We start from the raw sequence: 19,892 nt of genomic DNA on the forward strand, positions 1-19,892 counted from the left end.
GGTCAAGGCCGTGAATGTCGCATTGAGAGACTTCAAGTCCCTCAATGCGACATTCACGGCCTTTCCCGAGTCGCAGGCGTTCTGCGGCGGCAAGGCGACGGATGCTCACGACCGTGGTCTGGACCACAGTGGACCGCGGTCGTGAGCATCGTCACGGGCCCCGGTGTTCCGGTGAGCGCCGTCACGCCTCACACTGGCATCAGCACGTCCGACAGAGCTGTTGACGTTCTCGGCGAGTCTGCCTTGGACGGTTGTCGGGCGGCATTTTTTGTGTCAACGCAGTGATGTCAGGACCAAAACGTGGTGAGACCCCACAGGAGGAAGAAGTGTCCAGCAAGGCCGCTCTAGTGTTCCGCGTGGCCGCAGTAGCCGAAGCCCTGTCCTGGGCCGGGCTGCTGGTCGGGATGTTCCTCAAGTACGTCGTCCACTCTTCCGGCGAGGGCGGCGTGCCCGTCCTCGGCATGGTGCACGGCGTGATCTTCGTCCTCTACGTGGTCATCTCCCTGTCCGTGGCGAAGCCGCTCGGCTGGCGCCCGAAGACGCTGGTCCTGGCCCTGCTCGCGAGCATCCCGCCGCTGTTCACGTGGCTGTTCGAGAAGTGGGCGCTGCGCAACGGCAAGCTCGACGGCCCGCAGCGGCTGTCCCACGGCGGTGTCGGCCTGTTCCAGGCGCAGACCCGGGAGACCGTGGCCGTCTGATCCCAGCTCGTGAGAAAAGGCCCGCGCGATCCGCGCGGGCCTTTTCTCGTGTCCGCGTGTTTACTCCGTGAAGTCCCCGGCCGCGCGGCGCACCTTCGTCAGCAGGTCGGTCAGCTGCTCGGTCTGCCGGTCGGTGAGGCCGGACAGGCCGAAGTCGATCGCGGTGACGGCTTCGGTGGCGGCCTCGCGGCGCGTCCGGCCCTCGTCGGTGATCTCCACGAGCGTCGTGCGCCGGTCCGTCGGGTGCGGGACGCGCTTCACGAGCCCGTCGCGCTCCAGGCGGTCGACTATGTTGGTGACACTGGTGGGGTGCAGCTGGAGCCGCTCGCCCATCACCCGCATCGGCAGGCTGGCGCTGCGGGCGAAGGTGAGCAGCACCAGCGCTTCGTACCGGGCGAAGGTCAGGCCGTGCGGCTTGAGTGCGCCGTCCACCGCGGACTGGATGATCTGCTGGACCCGCATCACCCCGGTCACCGCGGCCATGGTGCCGGCGGGCCCGATCCGGGCCTCCCAGAGCTGGGCCGCGCGGGCGATCGGGTCGAACGGCAGCGGACGGTTCATGACACGCGAAGTTACCAGCGGGTACCGGCGGGTGTCGCTCGACCGGCGGAAAGAACACCAAAGAAGGGACTTCCGAGCATGATCGTCGCGTTCAGCGTCAGCCCGTCCGGCGGGGAGCCCGACGGCGGGGTGAGCGAAGCCGTGGCCCGCGCGGTGAAGGTGGTCCGCGAGTCCGGGCTGCCCAATTCGACCAACGCGATGTTCACGAACATCGAGGGCGAGTGGGACGAAGTGATGGACGTCGTCAAGCGCGCGGTCGAGGCGGCGGGGGAGGGCTCGGCCCGGGTCGGCTTGGTCCTGAAGGCCGACATCCGCCCCGGTTTCTCCGACCAGCTCGAAGCGAAGGTGGACCGGATCGAAGCCCACCTCCGCGACTCCTGACCGGCTACGGCAGCGGCGGGGTGAAGGCGATCGTCCAGCGGCCGTCTTCGGTCGTCACCGTCAGCGGGTAGCTGAACGGCTTGCCGTCGCCGAGGGCGCCCGCGACCGTCGCGCGGGTCGGCGCGGCCGCGTCCGGGCCCAGCTCGACGCGCACGTCGTGGACGCCGCGGCCGGCGAGCACCGCCACGTAGTCCTTGGCGAAGTCGTCGCCGCCCGAGCCGGGGTAGTCGACGAGGTCGCTCAGCGCGTCCGGATCGTGGCCGCCGAGGGCCGCGGCGAGCCGGTCGCGCAGTTCGGCCGGCGAGGCCGCGCCCGGGTCCGGTTCGTGCACGATGAGCAGCGTCACCGCGCCGATCCAGCCGACGGCGGCCGCGATCGACAGAGCGACCTTCACGTCACGCCGGATGTGCACCCGGCCGAGCCTGCCCCACGCGGCGGTGTCATGCCAAGCGGACTGCCAAGCGGATCGGCCGGGCACCCCGTGAAACTCCTCCGGCGCGCGTGCCAGGATGGAACCCGTGACCCAACCACGCGGATCTGCAGCGAAGTCAGCGGCCCTGTCCGCCGCCCTGTCCGGCGCGGTCGACCTGTCCGCGCTCAAGGCCCGCGCCGAAGCGGCGCGCAAGCAGCCGGCCCCGCCCGCCGGCCCGGCCGGTGACGACGGACCGCCCCCGCCCGCCTCGGCCGGGGCCGTGATCGACGTCACCGAGGCCACCTTCCAGACCGAGGTCGTCGAACGGTCCCTGCGCCAGCTGGTGATCGTCGACCTCTGGGCCGAGTGGTGCGGCCCGTGCAAGCAGCTGTCCCCGGTGCTGGAGCGGATGGCCGCCGAGTCGGGGGGCGCGTGGGTCGTCGCGAAGGTCGACGTCGACGCCAACCCGCGCATCGCGCAGCTGTTCGGCGCCCAGTCCATCCCGACGATCGTCGCCATCGGCGGCGGCCAGCCGGTCGACGCGTTCTCCGGCGCCCTGCCCGAGCCCGAGATCCGCAAGTGGATCAACGCGCTGCTCGACGCCCTGCGCGACAAGCTCCCGTCGATCCGCGAGGCGGAGGCGAACGGCGGCGACCCGGTCGAGGAGCCCGAAGACCCGCGCTTCACCGAGGCGGAAGAGGCCTTCGAGCGGGGCGACTTCGCCGCCGCGCAGGCCGCGTACGAGCGCATCCTCGACGTCGAACCGGCCAACGAGCTGGCGAAGAACGCGCTGGCCCAGGTCAAGTTCACCGCCCGCGCGGAGAGCGCGGACCCCGAGGCCCGCGCCAAGGCCGACGCCGACCCGTCCGACCTGGCGGCCCAGCTCGACGCGGCCGACCTCGAGATCGCGGACAACGACGTGGAGGCGGGCTTCAAGCGCCTGATCGACACGGTCCGCCGCACCGCGGGCGAGGACCGCAACAAGGTCCGCGAGCACCTGGTCGCGCTGTTCGACCTCTTCGACCCGGCCGACGAGCGCGTGATGAAGGCCCGCCGCGACCTGGCGAGCGCCCTGTTCTGATCCCGGACACCGGAAAGGCCCTCACCCGAGCGACTCGGATGAGGGCCTTTTTTCCAGGTCAGGCGTACTGCTTCGAGCAGACCGACGAACCTTCCAGGTAGCCCTTCCGCAGCGCCTCGACCCGGTCGAAACCGCTGTCCGGGCGTTTCCCGGTGACGTCCGCCGACACGAGGCTCTCCGGCAGCAGCAGGTCCGCGATCGCCTCGTCGAGGTCGCCCGCCGACAGCCGCAGGTCGCCCGGGCGGTTCGTGAACGCCGCCCACGCACCCACCAGGCAGGCCGTGCGCAGGCCCGCGTTGGCGTTGTCGATCGACGCGCCGACGCCCTTCTGGATGGCCAGCGCATACCGCGAAGCGACCTCCGAGAACGCCGCGAAGTCACCCATGCCGCCCGGGTCCTCGCCCTTCATCTCGGCGTCGCGGTCCATCGGCTGGGCCAGCTGGGTCAGCTTGGCGAGGTCGATGCTCACCGTGTTGTCGTCCGGGCAGTACGACGCCGGCGGCGTGGTCTGGCAGCTGCCGCCGTCGGTGATCGCCGGCGCGGCCACCCTGGCGCCCTTGAAGGCCTCGTCGAGGCTCTTCTTCAGCAGGTCGACGGTCTGCTGGTTGAACTTCGTGTCGCCCTTGCCCTTGTCACCCCTGTCGAACGGGCGCTCCGTGATCCGGGCCTTGACGTTCTCGGTGTTCATCGCCGCGCACTCCTTCGGGCCCTTTTCGAACCCGGCCTGGAACGCGTAGGTGCGGTCGAACGCCGTGCCGTGCGCGCCCTTGTCGGCGGCGCTGGTGCCCGCCTGGTCGCGGATCAGGAACATCGCCGCCATCACCTGGTTCAGGCCTTCGGACGTCGACACCCGGTAGTACTTGCTCTTGTCCTCGGCGACCCAGCGGAAGTAGCCGCCGGCGAAGCAGTCGGCCTGCTGCTCCTTGACCACGGTCGGGGTGCTCTTGGTGATCCCGGCCTTGTCGCCGAGCCGGTACTGGACGGCGTGGCCGAACTCGTGCGCCAGCACGACGACGACCGACATCGGCCCGAACCGCTTGCGGAGCATCGGCAGCAGCACGCCGCGGTCCCACGCCACCGAGTCGTCGACCGGGCAGTAGAACGCGTTCACGAGCTTCTTCACGCTGCCGCAGCCGGTCTTCTCGGTGTCGGTCTGCGCGTCGTAGGACAGCAGCGACTTCACCGGCTCGAACTGCTGCCCGAAGTCCGCCCGCAGCCGCTCACCCCAGTACGTCTGGACGTCGTCGATCGCGGCGGTGGCGAGCTTGTCGTCCTCACCGCCGTCGGCGTTGCGGACGTCGAGGCCCGGCGTCGGCGCGTCCGGCTTGAGGCCGCTCTCGAAGTGCGTCACCGGCAGCCCGGAGACCGACCCGGCGCCGGTGTCCTGGACCGGTCCGCTGCCGCCGCCGCTCTTGCCGCTGCAGCCGCTCACGGCCACGGCCGCGACGGCGAGCAACGCGACCAGCGCGCGCCGTCCTCCCCCTGGGATCATCTGTTCACTCGCTCTCATGCCCACCCGTACCCGACGGCAGGGACCATACCCAGGGCATTCACGGAGCGTGCACGTTATCCCCGAACTACTCCCGGCGCAGGCCGGGCCGCGGCCCGACCTGCGCAGAGCGGGCCGCGGCCCGATATCGTCGCTTCCCATGCGTGCAGTCCGCCGGTTCACCGTCCGCGCCAGCCTCCCGGAGTCCCTGTCCGGCCTGGGCGCGCTGGCCACCAACCTGCGCTGGACGTGGCACCCGCCGACGCGCGACCTGTTCGCGTCGATGGACGCCGAGCTGTTCAACGCCGTGCGCGACCCGCTGCGGATGCTCACCGCGCTGCCGCCGGCCCGGCTCGACGAGCTCGCCGTCGACGACGACTTCCTCGCGCGCGCCCGCGCCGCGGCCGAAGACCTCGAGAAGTACCTGTCCGAGCCGCGCTGGTACCAGCGGCGCGAAGATCCCGATCTGCCGCCCGCGGTCGCCTACTTCTCGATGGAGTTCGGCGTCACCGAGGCGCTGCCGAACTACTCCGGCGGACTCGGCGTGCTCGCCGGCGACCACCTCAAGGCCGCGTCCGACCTGGGCGTGCCGATGGTCGGCGTCGGCCTGCTCTACCGCAACGGCTACTTCCGGCAGTCGCTGTCGCTGGACGGCTGGCAGGTCGAGCACTACCCGGTGATCGACCCGAACGCGTTTCCCCTGGAGCTGCTGACCGCCGGCGGGAGGCCGGTGCTGATCGGCGTCGCGATGCCGGGCGGGCGCGAGCTGTGCGCGCAGATCTGGCAGGCCCGCGTCGGCCGGGTGCCGCTGCTGCTGCTCGACACCGACACCGAGGCCAACGACGAAGACCTGCGCGGCGTCACCGACCGGCTGTACGGCGGCGACGCCGACCACCGGCTGCGGCAGGAGATCCTGGCCGGCATCGGCGGGTTCCGCGCCGTCCGGAAGTACTGCGAGCTGACCGGCCACCCGCAGCCGATGGTGTTCCACACGAACGAAGGACACGCGGGGTTCCTCGGGCTGGAGCGGGCCCGCGAGATCGTCCAGGCCGACGGCCTCGCGTTCGACGAAGCCATGCCCGCGGTCCGGGCCGGGACGCTGTTCACCACGCACACCCCGGTCAGCGCGGGCATCGACCGGTTCCCGGTGGACCTGGTGCAGCGCTACTTCGCCGACGGCAGGCTGGTGCCGGACATCGACCCCCGCCGCGTGCTCGCGCTCGGCGCCGAGGACAACCCCGGCCTGTTCAACATGGCGCACATGGGCCTGCGGCTGGCGCAGCGCGCGAACGGCGTCTCCCAGCTGCACGGACGCGTCACGCGGAAGATGTTCTCCCGGCTGTGGCCCGGTTTCGACCACGACGAGGTGCCGATCTCGTCGGTGACGAACGGCGTGCACGGGCCGACGTGGGTGGCGCGCGAGCTGAGCACGCTGCTCGGCCGCGAGTGGGGCCTCGACACCGGCGAGGGGCCGCTGCGCGACGGCGTTTCCGACGCGCAGCTGTGGGAGCTGCGGCGCGAGCTGCGCGAGAAGCTGGTGTCCGAGGTGCGGCGCCGGGTGCGGGCCGCGTGGCTGCAGCGCGGCGCGTCGCCGCTGGAACTGGGCTGGGTGGACTCGGTCTTCGACCCGGACGTGCTGACCGTCGGGTTCGCCCGCCGCGTCCCGACGTACAAGCGGCTGACGCTGATGCTGCGCGACCCGGACCGCCTGCGCACGCTGCTGCTGCACGAAGACCGGCCGATCCAGGTCGTCGTCGCCGGGAAGTCGCACCCGGCCGACGAGAACGGCAAGCAGCTGATCCAGCAGATCGTCCGGTTCGTCGACGGCGCGGACGTCCGGCACCGGATCGTGTTCCTGCCGGACTACGACATGTCGATGGCGCGGTACCTCTACCGCGGCTGCGACGTGTGGCTGAACAACCCGGTGCGGCCGCTGGAAGCGTGCGGGACGTCGGGGATGAAGTCCGCTTTGAATGGTGGCCTCAACCTCTCCATCCGCGACGGCTGGTGGGACGAGTGCTACGACGGCAGCAACGGCTGGGCGATCCCGACCGCGGACGGCGTCACCGACCCGCTGCGCCGCGACGACCTGGAGGCCGCGGCGCTGTACGAGCTGCTCGGCCAGCAGATCGCGCCGCTGTTCTACGACCGCTCGGACGGCGGCGTGCCCACCGGCTGGCTGTCGATGGTGTGGCACACGCTGGAGACGCTCGGCCCGCGGGTGCAGGCGTCGCGGATGGTCCGCGAGTACGTCGACAACGGTTACCTGCCGGCGTCCCGGACGGTCACGGCTGCGACCGGCGACGGCTACCGGGGCGCGCTGTCGCTGGCGGACTACCGCACCAAGCTGGAGGTGTCGTGGCCGCGGGTGCGGATCTTCGACTCGGAGCTGCTGGTGGCGGCCACCGAACCACTGGTGGTCGGCACCGAGGTGACGATCCGGGCGCGCATCGACCTGGCCGGCCTCGATCCGTCCGAAGTGGACATCCAGGCGGTGGTCGGCCGGGTGGGCGACGACGACGAGCTGAGCGACCCGGTCACGGTCCCGATGACGGCCGACGGCATCGGCGCGTTCGCGGCCCGGCTGAAGCTCCCCCGGCCGGGCGCGGTCGGCTACACGGTGCGGGTGCTGCCGAGGCACGGCCTGCTGGCGACCCCGGCGGAGCTGGCGCGCGTGGTCCTGGCCTGAGCTGGAGTAACTCCAGCCGAAAAGCGCGGCGGTGACTGCTGAGCGCGGCTAAGTTGTTGTCATGCGCTTCGGAATTTTCGTTCCGCAGGGGTGGCGGCTGGACCTGGCCGGCATCGACCCCGCGGACCACTGGAAGACCATGCTCGGCCTGGCGAAGCACGCGGAGGCGGGGCCCTTCGAATCGATCTGGGTCTACGACCACTTCCACACCGTGCCGGTGCCGACCGAGGAGGCCACGCACGAGGCGTGGTCGCTGATCTCGGCGTTCGCCGCCGCGACGGACACCGTGCGGCTCGGCCAGATGTGCACCTGCATGGGGTACCGCAACCCGGCCTACCTGGCGAAGGTGGCCGCGACCGCCGACACGATCTCCGGTGGCCGCGTCGAGATGGGCATCGGCGCCGGCTGGTACGAGCACGAATGGCGGGCCTACGGCTACGGCTTCCCGGGCGCCGGCGAGCGGCTCGGCCGGCTCGACGAAGGCGTCCGCATCATGCGGGACCTCTGGACGACCGGAACGTCCACATTGGACGGGAAATATTACCGGACCGACGGCGCGATCCTGCGCCCGCTGCCGCCGCAGGAAGGCGGCATCCCGCTGTGGATAGCGGGCGGCGGTGAGAAGAAGACGCTCCGGATCGCCGCGCAGTACGCCCAGTACACGAACTTCTTCGGCGACCCCGAGACCTTCGTCCGGAAGTCGGAGATCCTCGCCACGCACTGCAAGGACGTCGGCACGGACTTCGACGCGATCGTCCGCTCCGCCAACCACAACATCGTCCTCGGGGAGACCGAAAAGGACGTCCAGGACAAACTGGCCTGGATCAAGGCGCACTACGCGAAGTACGTCTCGGCCGAGGAAGTGGAGCGGGCGTACGCCAACTTCGCCAACGGCCCGGCCGTCGGCACGCCCGAGCAGGTCACCGAACGGCTGACCGCGATGGGCGAGCTCGGCATGTCGTACGCGATCTTCAACTTCCCGGAAGCCGCTTACGACCGCTCCGGCATCGACCTGTTCGCGAAGCAGGTCGCCCCGGCGCTGACCTGACGCTCGAGCCTGGTTGTCCACAGCCGAGCCGTGATGTGGACAACCAGGCCCCGGCCGACGGTTTTTCCCGGGGTTGTCCCACCCCGCCGATAGACTGGACGTGGGGACGCCCCCCTGGGAGCGGTGGGGGAGTTTCCGGCGAGGTCTCTTGGCGAGGGTGGCTGCGAGAGGTCTCTTTGTCGCGAATGACTCATTGGGGACCGCGCAGGTCCCGAATGAGTCATTCGCGACACCAAGCCGAGTGGTGAGGCCGCCCGGATGCGGCGGAAAGCGGCTTTGCCGGAACCCTGCCTGGGAGCGGTGGGGGATGTACTCAGGCGCTAGGGAACCGCAGGGCTGCCGCCCTCGATGACCGGCAACCCGGCTGCCGCCCAGGCGCGGAACCCGCCTTCGAGGTCCGTCGCCCCGGGCAGGCCCAGCCGCTGCAGGTCCGCCGCCGCCAGGCTCGACGAATACCCCTCGTTGCACACCACGATCACCGTCGAGTCCGCGGTCACCGACGGCAGCCGCCACTCACTGTCCGGCGCCAGCCGCCACTCCAGGTGGATGCGTTCCACCACCACCGAGCCCGGGATCTCGCCCTCGGCCGCCCGGTTCGCGTGCGGCCGGATGTCGACGATCAGCGCCCCCGCGTCCTGCAGCTCGCGGGCACGCGCCGGGCCGGCCCGGTCCAGTCCGGACCGGGCCTTCGCCAGCAGTGCGTCGACGGCGCTCATGACCGGACGATAGCGGGCACCGGCGGGATTTCCGCCGGAACCTCGGTGAGCGAGGTGTACTCCCGCGTCGCCACCAGCGGCGGCGAGTAAGCGTGGACGCTCGCCGCGGGCTGGTCGCCGAGGCCGGTGACCTGGTGGGCGCGGCCGGCGCCGAAGCCGAGCCCCTCGCCGGCGACGTGCGTGCGGCGGCGGATCGGGCCGCCGGGATAGCGGTACTCCTCGCCGAGCTCGCCCTGTAGGACGGTGAAGGAGCCGGACGCGCCGCCATGGTCGTGCGGCTTCGTGTGCTGGCCGGGCAGCCACGACAGCAGCCACAGCTCGACGCCATCGGTCAGGGCCAGCCGGGCCCACCAGCGGCGGTCCTCGTCGAACCGCAGGACCTCCCGCAGGCTCGCGGTCAGCTCGGTGGTGACGGTGGCGGTGAGGTCGGCCAGCTCACGCGGCGTCCAGAGCAGCCGCGAGGGGTGCAGCAGCTCGGGCAGCAGCGGGTCGGTCAGCTGCGGGTGGATCTCGACGGGCGGACGGACAAGGGACGTGGTCAACGCGGGTGCTCCTCGGACGCGAAGGTGAATCGGGACGCGGGGGCAGCGCGGCACCGCTTCGCACATCGGCGCGAAGGATCAGCGGAGACGCGCCCGCGTACACCCGGCCGAAGCGACGAGGAGCAGGTCGATCGCACGACGGCGCCAGAACGAGCCCCGGGTCACCGGGGTCACGGGCGCGTCGGCTGACATACCCGCGATCCTGCCACAGGCGCGTCGCTCCCGGCACTTCCGGACTGCGGTGTTCCACGTCGTGGACGCGCTCCGACCTGCCCGTTCGCCGTCTCACCCGGGCGGGTGCGCACGCGCGCGCGACGGCAGACAGAATGGGCCTCGTGAGCGAGCCGATCCAGCCCAGCGAACTTGACGACCTCGTGGTCCGGATGGCCGGTGTCGGCGTCCGCCGGGGGACCAACGACCTCCTCGCCGGCCTCGACTGGACCGTGGAACTGGACGAGCGCTGGGTGGTGCTCGGCCCGAACGGCGCGGGCAAGACCACCCTGCTGCGTCTCGCCGCGGCCGAACTGCACCCGACCACCGGCGAAGTCGACCTGCTCGGGGAGCGGATCGGCCGGGTCAACATCTTCGACCTGCGGCCACGCATCGGGTTCACCTCCGCCGCGATCGCCCAGCGCGTGCCGGGCGACGAGCTGGTCAAGGACGTCGTGGTCAGCGCCGGGTACGCGGTGCTCGGCCGCTGGCGTGAGGAGTACGACACCCTCGACACCGCCCGCGCGACCGAGCTGCTCGAAGCGATGGGCATCGGGCAGCTGGCCGAGCGCACCTTCGGCACCCTGTCCGAGGGAGAGCGCAAGCGCGCGCTGATTGCGCGGTCGCTGATGACCGACCCGGAGATGCTGCTGCTCGACGAGCCGGCCGCGGGCCTGGACCTCGGCGGCCGCGAGGACCTCGTCGCGCGGCTGTCGGAGCTGGCGCTCGACCCGGACGCGCCGGCGCTCGTGCTGGTCACCCACCACGTCGAGGAGATCCCGCCGGGGTTCACCCACGCGCTGCTGCTGCGCGATGGCCGCGCGGTGGTCTCCGGCCTCGTCGACGACGTCATCACCAGCGAAAACCTGTCGAAGACGTTCGACCAGGACCTTGTCCTGGAGCGCTCCGGCGATCGCTTCTTCGCCCGCCGTCGCTAGGCTGTCTCTACCGGCCGGTAGGCTCCGCTGCATGGCCTCTCACCAGTGGAGAGTGGTTCGAGGCGAAGGCGATTCGTCAACCGAGGAGTGATGGCGTGGGAGAGTTCGTAACCCTCGAGGTCAAGGACGGCGTCGGCACGATCCGGCTCGACCGGCCGCCGGTCAACGCCCTGAACGCCCAGGTCACCGCCGAGCTCGCGGACCTCGCGAAGGAGGTCTCCGAGCGTGACGACGTCCGCGCGGTGATCCTCTACGGCGGCGAGAAGACCTTCGCCGGCGGCGCGGACATCAAGGAGATGGCCACCCGCACCTACCCGGAGATCGCGAAGTTCGGCGCCCGGCTCACCGGCGCCCTCGCCGCGATCGCGGAGATCCCCAAGCCGGTCGTCGCGGCCATCACCGGGTACGCCCTCGGCGGCGGCCTCGAACTCGCGCTGACCGCGGACCGCCGGGTCGCCGGCGACAACGTCAAGGTCGGCCAGCCCGAGATCCAGCTCGGCGTCATCCCCGGCGCGGGCGGCACCCAGCGCCTCGCCCGGCTGATCGGGCCGAGCAAGACCAAGGACATCGTCTACACGGGACGGTTCGTCAAGGCGGAAGAGGCGTTGCGCCTCGGGATCGTCGACGAGGTCGTCGCCCCCGACGACGTCTACGCGGCCGCGCACAAGTGGGCGTCGCAGTTCGCGAACGGTCCGGCCGTCGCGCTGCGCGCGGCGAAGGCGGCCATCGACGGCGGCCTCGACACCGACCTCGCGAACGGGCTCAAGCTCGAATCGCACCTGTTCGCCGCGCTCTGGGCGACCGAAGACCAGCGGAACGGCATGAAGTCGTTCATCGAAAACGGGCCCGGCAAGGCCACTTTCGAAGGGAAATGACGCCTTGACCGACGTGAACGACCCGGCACCCAACCCGCACGCCACCGCCGAAGAGGTCCAGGCGGCCTACGCCGACCCGAAGCTGGCGAACGTGCTGTACCACGACTGGGAAGCCGGCACCTACGACGAGAAGTGGTCGATCTCGTACGACGAGCGCTGCATCTCCTACGCCACCGACGTGTTCAACGCCGTCGCGGGCGAGGACGGCCAGCCTTACCAGCACGCGATGGAGCTGGGCAGCGGCACCGGCTTCTTCCTGCTGAACCTCATGCAGGGCGGCGTCGCCAAGAAGGGCTCGGTCACCGACCTCTCGCCCGGCATGGTCCAGGTCGCGCTGCGCAACGCCGAGAAGCTCGGCCTCGACGTCGACGGCCGGGTCGCCGACGCCGAGCGGATCCCGTACGACGACAACACGTTCGACCTCGTGGTCGGGCACGCGGTGCTGCACCACATCCCGGACGTCCAGGCGGCGTTCCGCGAGGTGCTGCGCGTGCTCAAGCCCGGCGGCCGGTTCGTCTTCGCCGGCGAGCCGACGAAGGTGGGCGACTTCTACGCCCGCAAGCTCGGCCAGTTCACCTGGTTCCTGACGACCAGGGTGACGAAGCTGCCCGCGCTGCGCGGCTGGCGCCGCCCGCAGGAGGAGCTCGACGAGTCTTCGCGCGCCGCCGCGCTGGAGGCCGTCGTCGACATCCACACCTTCGACCCGTCGGAGCTGGAGTCGTGGGCCCGCGGGGCCGGCGCCCAGGACGTCCGCGCGGTCACCGAGGAGTTCGCCGCCGCCCTCGCGGGCTGGCCGATCCGGACCTTCGAGGCCGCGGTGCCGCCGGAGAAGCTCACCGTGCGCTGGCGGCTGTTCGCCTACAAGCTGTGGCTGCGGCTGTCCGCCGTGGACAAGAAGGTGCTGGCCAAGGTGCTGCCGCGTGAGCTGTTCTACAACGTGATGGTCACCGGGACCAAGCGGCCGTCCTAGGTGCCTTATGCGTTCACCCTCGGCGACGTCGCCTACCTGCGTTCGGACGCGGGCAAGGCGGCGGTCGCCGAGGCTTCGGCGCGGCCGCTGACCGACCGCATCGCCGACGTCGCCGCCGTGCGCCGCGCGGTCGGTGAGGAGCACGCGGCCGCCGTGCTGGAAACCGCGGTGCTGCGCCGCAAAGCCGTGGGCAAGTTGTCCGCCGAGGACTGGCTCTTCACCGCCGACGCGCTCCAGCAGGCGAGCGCCACGCCGGTCGCCCGGCACCGCGCGGCTCGCCTGGCCGGGCGCGACGTCCACGACGTCACGTGCTCGGTCGGCGCCGACCTCGTCGAGATCGCCCGCGTGGCGCGGCGCGCGCTCGGGTCCGATCTGGACCCGGTCCGCCTGAAGATGGCCCGGCACAACGGAGAAGCCGCCGGAGTCGCGTTCGGACTGGCCCGCGCCGACGCGCTGCGCCCGGTCAGCCGGGACGCCGTGGTGGTCGCCGACCCGGCCCGCCGCGACTCCGCCGGACGGCGGGCCTGGAAACCCGCCGACTTCGCCCCGCCGCTGGACGGCCTGGTGGCCGCCTACCCGGGCCGCGCCCTCGCGGTGAAGTGCGCGCCCGGCCTGGACTTCTCGATCACGCCGTGGGCCGACGAGGTCGAACTCGTGTCCCTCGACGGCCAGGTCCGCGAGTCCTGCCTCTGGCGCGGCCTGGGCACCGGGGTCACCCGGCGCGCCACCGTGCTGCGCGCGGACGGGACACAGTGGACGGTCACCGACGCCGAACCGGACGAACTGCCCACGCGGGCGCCGGGGGAGTGGATCGTCGACCCCGACGGCGCCGTCGTCCGGGCCGGGCTGGTCCGTCACTACGCGGCGCGGCACGGGTTGTGGCAGCTGGACGAACGCATCGCGTACCTGACCGGTGACACCCCGCCGCCGGGCGTGCGGGCCTTCCGCGTCCTGGAACACGGGCCGTACACCGAGAAAGCGCTGAAGACCGTCCTGAAGCGACACGACGTCGGACGGCTGGAGATCCTCGTCCGTGGGCTGGACGTCGACCCGGACGCGTTGCGGCGCAGGCTGAAACCCCGTGGCGCCGCGGAGGCGTCGGTCGTGCTGACGCGGATCGGGCGGTCGCCGGCGGCGTTCCTCTGCCGGGCCGAACGGATTGTCTGAACGGGAACTTTTTCGAGGGTGGAACTCCGGGTGCGCGTGACGTAGGTTCCCCCGGTCGCCAAACAGCACCGGAGGATCGCCGTGTTCCGAAACTGGTCAGGTCTCGTCAAGCTCGCCGCCGCGGCCGCCGTCGGCGCCACCCTCGCTTCGGGCGCCACCGCGCTCGCGGGGTCGGACGACGCGACCGCCGCCCGCTCGAAGGAGCCGGCCAACATCGGGAAGGTCAAGCTCGACGTCAAGGCCTACTACGGCGACCACGTCGACGCCGCCGGCAAGCACCACTACGCCGACACGAGCCAGTTCGTGAAGGATTCCAACCGCATCGTCTCGGATGCGAAGCGCTTCCTGCAGCAGCAGCTGGGCCGGGTGAAGAACCCCGCGGTCGTGCTGGACGTCGACGACACCTCCGAAATCACGTACGGCTGGGAGGCCGACAACGACTTCGGCTTCGACCCGGTCAAGCAGCAGCAGGCCATCGACAACGGCACGTTCGTCGCGAACAAGCCGGTGCTGGAGCTGGCCAACTGGGCGGCGCAGCACGGGGTGAAGGTGTACTTCCTGACCGGCCGAAACGAGTTCCAGGGCCCGCAGTCGCTCAAGAACCTCGCCAACGAGGGGTATCCGGCGCCGGCCGGGGCGTTCTTCAAGCCGAAGGTGACCGCGCCGGACTACCTGCCGTGCGGGCTGACCTGCACCACCGTCCAGTACAAGTCGGGCACGCGGGCGCACATCGAGGCGACCGGCGCACGGATCGTGCTCAACCTCGGTGACCAGTTCAGCGACCTCGAGGGCGGCTACGCGCTGCGCCCGGTGAAGCTGCCGAACCCGATGTACTACTTGCCCTGAGCCGGAATAACCGCTCGCCCCGGTGTGCTGTCCTGAGGACAGAGGACTCTGAGGGAGCTGAAATGCCGGAGAAGCAGGTACTGGTACCGGGTCCGGACCACCCGATCACCGTCGAGCCGACCAAGGCCCGCGTGGTGGTCAAGGCGGGCGGGCGCGTGGTGGCCGACAGCCGCAACGCGCTCACGCTGCAGGAAGCGTCCTACCCGGCGGTCCAGTACATCCCGCGGGAGGACGTCGACTTCAGCGTGCTGGAGCGGACCGACCACGAGACGTACTGCCCGTACAAGGGCGAGAGCAGCTACTACTCGATCGATGCCGGTGACGTGAAGGGCGAAAACGCGGTCTGGACGTACGAGAAGCCGTACGACGCGGTCGCGCCGATCAAGGACCACGTCGCGTTCTACCCGAACGTCGTGGACGCCAACGAGCTGGTCGAGGACTGAGCTGGACCTCGACCTGCTGAGGACCTTCCTGGCCGTCTACCGGGCAGGCTCGCTGACCGGCGCGGCGCCGTCGCTGGGGTTGTCCCAGCCGACGGTGACCGCGCAGGTCAGGACCCTCGAAGACCAGCTCGGGCGGCAGCTGTTCGTCCGGCGCGCCCGCGGCGTGACGCCCACGCCGGTGGCCGACGAACTGGCCGGGCGGGTCGCCCCGCACGTCGACGCGCTTTCCTCGTTGACCGTTGGTGAGGCTGACCCTTTCGCCGCGCCGGTGCACCTGGCCGGACCCGCCGAGCTGACGACGTTGCGGGTGCTGCCCGCCTTGACCGGCCTGGTCGCCGCCGGGCTGAAGCTGCGGGTCGGTTTCGGCCTGGCCGACGACCTGCTGGCGGGGCTTTCCCAGCGCCGGTTCGACCTGGTCGTCTCGACGATCCGGCCGCGCGGCCGAGGCCTCACCGCGACGCCGCTGACCGACGAGGAGTTCGTCCTCGTCGGCCCCCGCGGCTTCGACGGCGACCCGCGGACGGCGCCGCTGGTCGCCTACGCCGAGGACCTGCCGATCATCCGCCGCTACTGGCGTTCGGTGCTGGGCGTGCGGCCGCCCGCTGGGCCCGCCGTCGTCGTCCCGGACCTGCGGAGTGTCCTGGCTTGTGTGCTGTCCGGGTTCGGCGTCAGCGTGCTCCCGCGGTACCTGTGCGCGGCCGAACTGGCGTCGGGCGAGCTGGAAGCGCTGCTCGACCCCGAGGAGCCGCCGATCAACACGCTCTTCGTCGTCACCCGGACCGAACCGTGCCGGGCGGGGCCCGCGGCGGTGCGGGACGCCCTGCTCGCGGACGCCGCCCGGTGGTGACTCAGCCGGTGTAGCCGGCGAAGATCTTCGCGAACTCGTACTTCGACTGCGGCACGTTGGTGCACTTGTAGAGCGCGCCGGTGCACGCGTTGGCGTCGCGGCCCTGCTCCCAGAACGACAGCATGCCGAGGTGAACGGTCTTGGCGAAGGCGACGAGCGCCTTCGCGTCCTTCTGGTAGAAGATCTCGTTCTGGGAGTCGTTCACGCCGATCATCGGGGTCACGCCGACCTTCTTCCACGCCGCCGCGTCGCTCAGCCCGTAGAGCGACTTGAGCTGCGCCTGCGTCGCCTTGGCCGCCGAGATCGCTTTCGCGCCCTGGTCGGCGGCGCCCTGGTAGTAGTCCATCGCCATGATGTTGACCAGGTCGAGGGCGACCCCGGCGTTCTTGGCGGCTTTGACGACGTTGAGCCCGTCCGCGGTGAGGCCGTTCGGCAGCACCGGCAGAGTCAGCGAGATCTTCAGGCCGGGATTGTTGTTCTGGAGCGTCTTCAGGGCTTGTGACCGGCGAGCGATCGACGTTGGGTCCGCGGTGGCCGCGCCCTCGATGTCGAAGTCGGCGTACTTCAGCCCGTACGCCTTGACGACGGCGTCGTACTCCGCGGCGACCTGCGCGGACGTGCTGCACGCCTGGGCCAGTTCGATGCCGGACGCGCCGCCGAAGGAGATCTTGACGTCGCCGCCGGCGGCGCGGATCTTGGCGATCTCCTCCTTCTGCCAGGCCGTGCGCGGGTCGTAGGCGCCGAACCAGCTGGCCTTGCAGCCGTAGGAGTTGACGAACGCGAGCGTGAAGCTCTTGACGCCGCTCGCGGCCGACATCGCCGACAGGCTGGGTGTCGGCCAGGCGCCCATGTCGACGTAGGGCCCCACCGGGATCGGCGAGCCGGCCGCGGCGCCGGCGGGGGCGGCGAGCCCGGTGGTCAGCAGGGTCAACCCGCTCAAGAGGGAGAGGAAGGAACGGAGACGCATGGTGGACCTCCACGACGACGAGCGGCGGCGGGATCTGCGGTCCCTCATTGGTATAGACCAGTCACCTTGGTTCAGACCATAGGCCGAACGGGCTACCCTGATCACCCGCGGTGACGAAGGGAACCGGAGATCACCCCGGCGAGTCCCACCTCCGTTGAGACAGCGCCGACTGAGGGAGCTCGATGAACACCTTGAAGAGGAAGGCCGCCGTCGCCGCGGCGAGCGTCGCGATCGCGTTCGGGACGACCGCCGTCGTCGCCGAGCCGGCCGCGGCGGCGATCAGCTGCGAAACGTCGTCGAGCGGGAAACTCGCTTCGTTCTACTCCGGGCTTTCGGCGTCCTACGCCTACGACAGCCGCTTCGCGAAGGGGCCGGCGGTGCCGGAGCTGGACACTTACACCCCGCAGGGCGTCGCCACCTGGTACGGCTGGGACGGCGGCAACGACCTGCTGGTGATCTCGGCCTACCGCGACGGCCACGACGCCCACCTGATCGGGATCGACGCGAAGACGGGCAAGCACGTCGGCACGGTCGCCATCGCGGCGACGCACGCGGGCGGCATCGCGATCACCCAGGGCTGGGCGTTCGTGCAGGGCGCCGGCGACTCGATCCGCAAGTACAAGCTGTCCGAGCTCAAGGCCGCGATGAAGAAGGCCGGCACGCCGGCCCTCAAGCAGGTCGGCGAAGCGCGCAAGGTCTACGGCGCGTCGTTCCTGACGAGCTACGGCGACAACCTCTATGCGGGCAAGTTCAGCGCGACCGGCCACGAGAAGATGTACCGCTACAAGGTGGGCACCGACGGGTCGCTGACCACGCAGTCCGGCGCGTACGAAGTGCCGACGAAGACCCAGGGCCTGATGGTCACGAAGTCCCACTTCGTGTTCAGCACCTCGTACGGCAACGACAACCGCGGCAACATCTACGTCGTCGACGCCGGCGCGCGGGACATCGACAAGTCCTCGACCCGGTGCTACCGCTCGCCCAGCATGAACGAGGGCATGACCGAATCGGGCGGCTACGCGTACCTCGTCTTCGAGTCGGGCGCCGCGCAGTACGTCGCGAAGAACCCGCGGAACATCATCCGGAACCTGCACAAGGCCCGGGTCTCCGGACTGTAGGGGCGGTACCTTGGACACGGTGCTGATCACGACGGAACGGCTCACGCTCCACGCGTGGTCCGAGAGCTTCTTCGACGACTTGTTCGAGCTGGCGCAGGTACCCGAGACGGTCCGCTACGTCGGCACCGGCGAGCCGTGGAGCCGCGAATACACCCTCGTCAAGCACCGGGCGACGCTGGAGCACTGGGCCGAGCACGGCTTCGGCTGGTTCGCGGTCTCGGCGGCCCCGGGTTCCTTCGACGGCGTGGTGTCGCTGGTCCGCCGCAACGCCACGGAGTCGGGCTTGGGGATGCCGGCGGTGGAGATGGGCTGGTGGATAGCGAAACCGGTCTGGGGCCGCGGCTACGCGACGGAAGCGACGACGGCCATCCGCGACCACGTCTTCGCGTCCGGCTTCACGGATCGCCTGCTGGCGGTGTACGAACCGGCGAACTCGGCTTCGGCGCGGGTCGTGGAGAAGCTCGGATTCACCCCGCACAGCAAGTTCACCCTCGACGGACGGGTGGAGCAGCGGGCGGTCCTGCACCGCCCCCGCTGACCGGACCTCGGCTTGGTGTCGCGAATGACTCATTCGGGACCTCGCAGGTCCCGAATGAGTCATTCGCGACCAAGAAACCCCTCGCGGCCACCCCTCGCCAAGAGACTTCGCCGGGGCCCCTGGGGCCGGCCACCTTGCCGGGGATGGCGGCAAGGTGGCCTTCGCGATCAGTTTTCCAGCACCGAAAGGGCGTTGTCCCGCAGGAACTTCCGGCGGTTCTCGTCGCCGAGCCCGCTCAGCCGGTCGTAGAAGTCGGCCGGCTCGGCGAGTCCTTCGGCGTGCGGCCAGTCCGAGCCCATCACGAGCGAGTCCGCGGTGCCCAGCCGGTCGACGAGGCCCACGATGTCGTCCTCCGGGTACGGCACCACCTTGACGTGCTTGTGGAAGATCCGGCTCGGGCGCTCGGGCAGCTGCCCGCCGAGCCAGACCCCGTTGCGGCCCATGCCGCGGCTCTTGTCCATGTGCTTCAGGAAGTGTGGCACCCACTCGGCGCCGAACTCGCTCACCACGAGCTGGATGTCCGGGAACCGGCCGAAGAGGTTGTCGAAGATCAGCGCCGAGAGCGTGTCGGTGATCGGCCGCTCGCCGTAGGTGTTCTGCCACTGCCAGGCCGAGAACTGGAAGGGCGGCACGAGTCCCCAGCCCCACTGCGACGCCACGTTGGACTGGTAGTGGAATTCGGAGATGTGGAAGGCGACGCGTGCCTTCGCCTCGTTGATCCGCGACCAGATCGGGTCGAAGTACGGGTCGCCGGGGGAGCGGCCGTAGGCCGGCCCGGCGGGCAGCAGGACGAACCGGGCTCCGGCGGCGAGCACTGTCTCCAGCTCGGCCACGGCCCGGTCGCGGTCGCGCAGGGACAGCATCGCCGGCGCGTAGATCCGGTCCTTGTAGTTGAAGCCCCAGTCCTCGTCGATCCAGCGGTTGAACGAATGGAGGTTGTCGTAGAGCGGGTCGATCCCGTCCAGGTAGGCCTCGGCCATCAGCGCCCAGCCGCCCGGGTACATGAGCCCGCGTTCGATCTGCTGCTCGTCCATCTTGGCCAGCCGGGCGTCGTGCCGGAGGTACTCGTCCTTGATGTCCTCGAAGAAGCGCTCGGAGTCGGACTGCTCGCCCTGTGAACGCTGCCGGAGCATCTCGGCCAGTGAGCCCGGCACGTAGGCCTTGTCGAGGTCGTTCTCCAGCGCGTTGACGATCTTGTGGTTGGCGAGCAGGACCTTCTTGCCGGACGCCAGCCGCACGGTCTGGATCGCGGAATCCTTCTTGGCCGCCGGCATGAACCGGGTGAAGCAGTCTTCGGTCTCGTAGGAATGGGTGTCGAAATCGATCATCTTGTAGGGCAGCTGACCGGCCATCGTC

21 protein-coding genes are annotated in these 19,892 nt (G+C 70.5%); 14 read left to right on the forward strand and 7 right to left on the reverse strand.

From position 1 onward, the window contains the following. The first annotated feature begins 326 nt into the window (after window positions 1-326). A complete protein-coding gene (locus tag AB0M82_RS25870) occupies window positions 327-698 on the forward strand; it encodes a DUF3817 domain-containing protein (RefSeq protein ID WP_364726720.1) in 372 nt (123 codons plus the stop codon). Window positions 699-758: 60 nt separating this feature from the next. Here the strand turns inward: AB0M82_RS25870 and AB0M82_RS25875 are convergent, their stop codons facing one another. Then, window positions 759-1,259 carry a MarR family transcriptional regulator gene (locus AB0M82_RS25875; protein ID WP_364726723.1) on the reverse strand — a complete coding sequence of 167 codons (501 nt, stop codon included), beginning with the start codon at window positions 1,257-1,259 and terminating at the stop codon, window positions 759-761. Window positions 1,260-1,337: 78 nt separating this feature from the next. Between AB0M82_RS25875 and AB0M82_RS25880 the strand changes: the two genes are divergently transcribed. Next, on the forward strand, window positions 1,338-1,640 hold the full coding sequence (locus AB0M82_RS25880) for a thiamine-binding protein (protein WP_364726726.1): 303 nt from the start codon (window positions 1,338-1,340) through the stop codon (window positions 1,638-1,640). A gap of 4 nt (window positions 1,641-1,644) precedes the next feature. Here AB0M82_RS25880 and AB0M82_RS25885 read toward each other — a convergent pair whose 3' ends face one another. Next, entirely contained in the window at window positions 1,645-2,052 is a 408-nt protein-coding gene (locus AB0M82_RS25885) for a hypothetical protein (protein WP_364726818.1), read from the reverse strand. A 106-nt stretch (window positions 2,053-2,158) separates the two neighbouring features. Here AB0M82_RS25885 and AB0M82_RS25890 point away from each other — a divergent pair, with 106 nt between their 5' ends. Then, entirely contained in the window at window positions 2,159-3,133 is a 975-nt protein-coding gene (locus tag AB0M82_RS25890; RefSeq protein WP_364726729.1) for a tetratricopeptide repeat protein, read from the forward strand. A gap of 58 nt (window positions 3,134-3,191) precedes the next feature. Here the strand turns inward: AB0M82_RS25890 and AB0M82_RS25895 are convergent, their stop codons facing one another. Continuing rightward, the gene (locus AB0M82_RS25895) at window positions 3,192-4,625 is read right to left on the reverse strand and encodes a neutral zinc metallopeptidase (RefSeq protein ID WP_364726732.1); all 1,434 of its coding nucleotides are present in this window, start codon (window positions 4,623-4,625) and stop codon (window positions 3,192-3,194) included. 157 nt (window positions 4,626-4,782) lie between these two features. On the opposite strand from AB0M82_RS25895, the gene glgP reads away from it, so the two are divergent. Together glgP and AB0M82_RS25905 are read left to right on the forward strand one after the other, a co-directional pair. Beyond that, complete coding sequence (gene glgP, locus AB0M82_RS25900) at window positions 4,783-7,311, forward strand: alpha-glucan family phosphorylase (protein WP_364726735.1); 2,529 nt, start codon at window positions 4,783-4,785, stop codon at window positions 7,309-7,311. 61 nt (window positions 7,312-7,372) lie between these two features. Beyond that, window positions 7,373-8,359 carry an LLM class F420-dependent oxidoreductase gene (locus AB0M82_RS25905; RefSeq protein ID WP_364726738.1) on the forward strand — a complete coding sequence of 329 codons (987 nt, stop codon included), beginning with the start codon at window positions 7,373-7,375 and terminating at the stop codon, window positions 8,357-8,359. A 320-nt stretch (window positions 8,360-8,679) separates the two neighbouring features. Here AB0M82_RS25905 and AB0M82_RS25910 read toward each other — a convergent pair whose 3' ends face one another. Next, window positions 8,680-9,075 (reverse strand): rhodanese-like domain-containing protein, encoded by a 396-nt coding sequence (locus AB0M82_RS25910; protein ID WP_364726741.1) that lies wholly within the window; start codon window positions 9,073-9,075, stop codon window positions 8,680-8,682. Beyond that, entirely contained in the window at window positions 9,072-9,617 is a 546-nt protein-coding gene (locus AB0M82_RS25915; protein WP_364726743.1) for a cysteine dioxygenase family protein, read from the reverse strand. The genes AB0M82_RS25910 and AB0M82_RS25915 overlap by 4 nt, the downstream gene beginning before the upstream one ends. A gap of 326 nt (window positions 9,618-9,943) precedes the next feature. Between AB0M82_RS25915 and AB0M82_RS25920 the strand changes: the two genes are divergently transcribed. The 7 genes from AB0M82_RS25920 (at window position 9,944) to AB0M82_RS25950 (ending at window position 15,913) form a co-directional block, all read left to right on the forward strand. Continuing rightward, window positions 9,944-10,765 carry an ABC transporter ATP-binding protein gene (locus tag AB0M82_RS25920; protein ID WP_364726746.1) on the forward strand — a complete coding sequence of 274 codons (822 nt, stop codon included), beginning with the start codon at window positions 9,944-9,946 and terminating at the stop codon, window positions 10,763-10,765. Window positions 10,766-10,860: 95 nt separating this feature from the next. Continuing rightward, window positions 10,861-11,640 carry an enoyl-CoA hydratase-related protein gene (locus AB0M82_RS25925; RefSeq protein ID WP_364726749.1) on the forward strand — a complete coding sequence of 260 codons (780 nt, stop codon included), beginning with the start codon at window positions 10,861-10,863 and terminating at the stop codon, window positions 11,638-11,640. 4 nt (window positions 11,641-11,644) lie between these two features. Beyond that, window positions 11,645-12,610 carry a class I SAM-dependent methyltransferase gene (locus tag AB0M82_RS25930; RefSeq protein ID WP_364726752.1) on the forward strand — a complete coding sequence of 322 codons (966 nt, stop codon included), beginning with the start codon at window positions 11,645-11,647 and terminating at the stop codon, window positions 12,608-12,610. Continuing rightward, complete coding sequence (locus tag AB0M82_RS25935) at window positions 12,611-13,777, forward strand: class I SAM-dependent methyltransferase (protein ID WP_364726755.1); 1,167 nt, start codon at window positions 12,611-12,613, stop codon at window positions 13,775-13,777. 81 nt (window positions 13,778-13,858) lie between these two features. Further along, window positions 13,859-14,623, forward strand: a complete 765-nt coding sequence (locus tag AB0M82_RS25940) for an HAD family acid phosphatase (protein ID WP_364726758.1) — start codon at window positions 13,859-13,861, stop codon at window positions 14,621-14,623. Window positions 14,624-14,685: 62 nt separating this feature from the next. Next, on the forward strand, window positions 14,686-15,066 hold the full coding sequence (locus AB0M82_RS25945; RefSeq protein WP_364726761.1) for a DUF427 domain-containing protein: 381 nt from the start codon (window positions 14,686-14,688) through the stop codon (window positions 15,064-15,066). A gap of 16 nt (window positions 15,067-15,082) precedes the next feature. Next, window positions 15,083-15,913, forward strand: a complete 831-nt coding sequence (locus AB0M82_RS25950) for a LysR family transcriptional regulator (RefSeq protein ID WP_364726821.1) — start codon at window positions 15,083-15,085, stop codon at window positions 15,911-15,913. Between the two features lies 1 nt (window position 15,914). Here the strand turns inward: AB0M82_RS25950 and AB0M82_RS25955 are convergent, their stop codons facing one another. Continuing rightward, entirely contained in the window at window positions 15,915-16,880 is a 966-nt protein-coding gene (locus AB0M82_RS25955) for a chitinase (RefSeq protein ID WP_364726764.1), read from the reverse strand. 182 nt (window positions 16,881-17,062) lie between these two features. On the opposite strand from AB0M82_RS25955, the gene AB0M82_RS25960 reads away from it, so the two are divergent. Both AB0M82_RS25960 and AB0M82_RS25965 read left to right on the forward strand, forming a co-directional pair. Then, on the forward strand, window positions 17,063-17,998 hold the full coding sequence (locus AB0M82_RS25960; protein WP_364726767.1) for a hypothetical protein: 936 nt from the start codon (window positions 17,063-17,065) through the stop codon (window positions 17,996-17,998). Between the two features lie 19 nt (window positions 17,999-18,017). Continuing rightward, entirely contained in the window at window positions 18,018-18,536 is a 519-nt protein-coding gene (locus AB0M82_RS25965) for a GNAT family N-acetyltransferase (protein ID WP_364726770.1), read from the forward strand. Window positions 18,537-18,703: 167 nt separating this feature from the next. Here the strand turns inward: AB0M82_RS25965 and AB0M82_RS25970 are convergent, their stop codons facing one another. After that, window positions 18,704-19,888 carry an amidohydrolase family protein gene (locus tag AB0M82_RS25970; protein WP_364726771.1) on the reverse strand — a complete coding sequence of 395 codons (1,185 nt, stop codon included), beginning with the start codon at window positions 19,886-19,888 and terminating at the stop codon, window positions 18,704-18,706. Window positions 19,889-19,892 lie beyond the last annotated feature (4 nt).

This window comes from Amycolatopsis sp. NPDC051128 (assembly GCF_040682715.1).
Lineage (GTDB): Bacteria > Actinomycetota > Actinomycetes > Mycobacteriales > Pseudonocardiaceae > Amycolatopsis.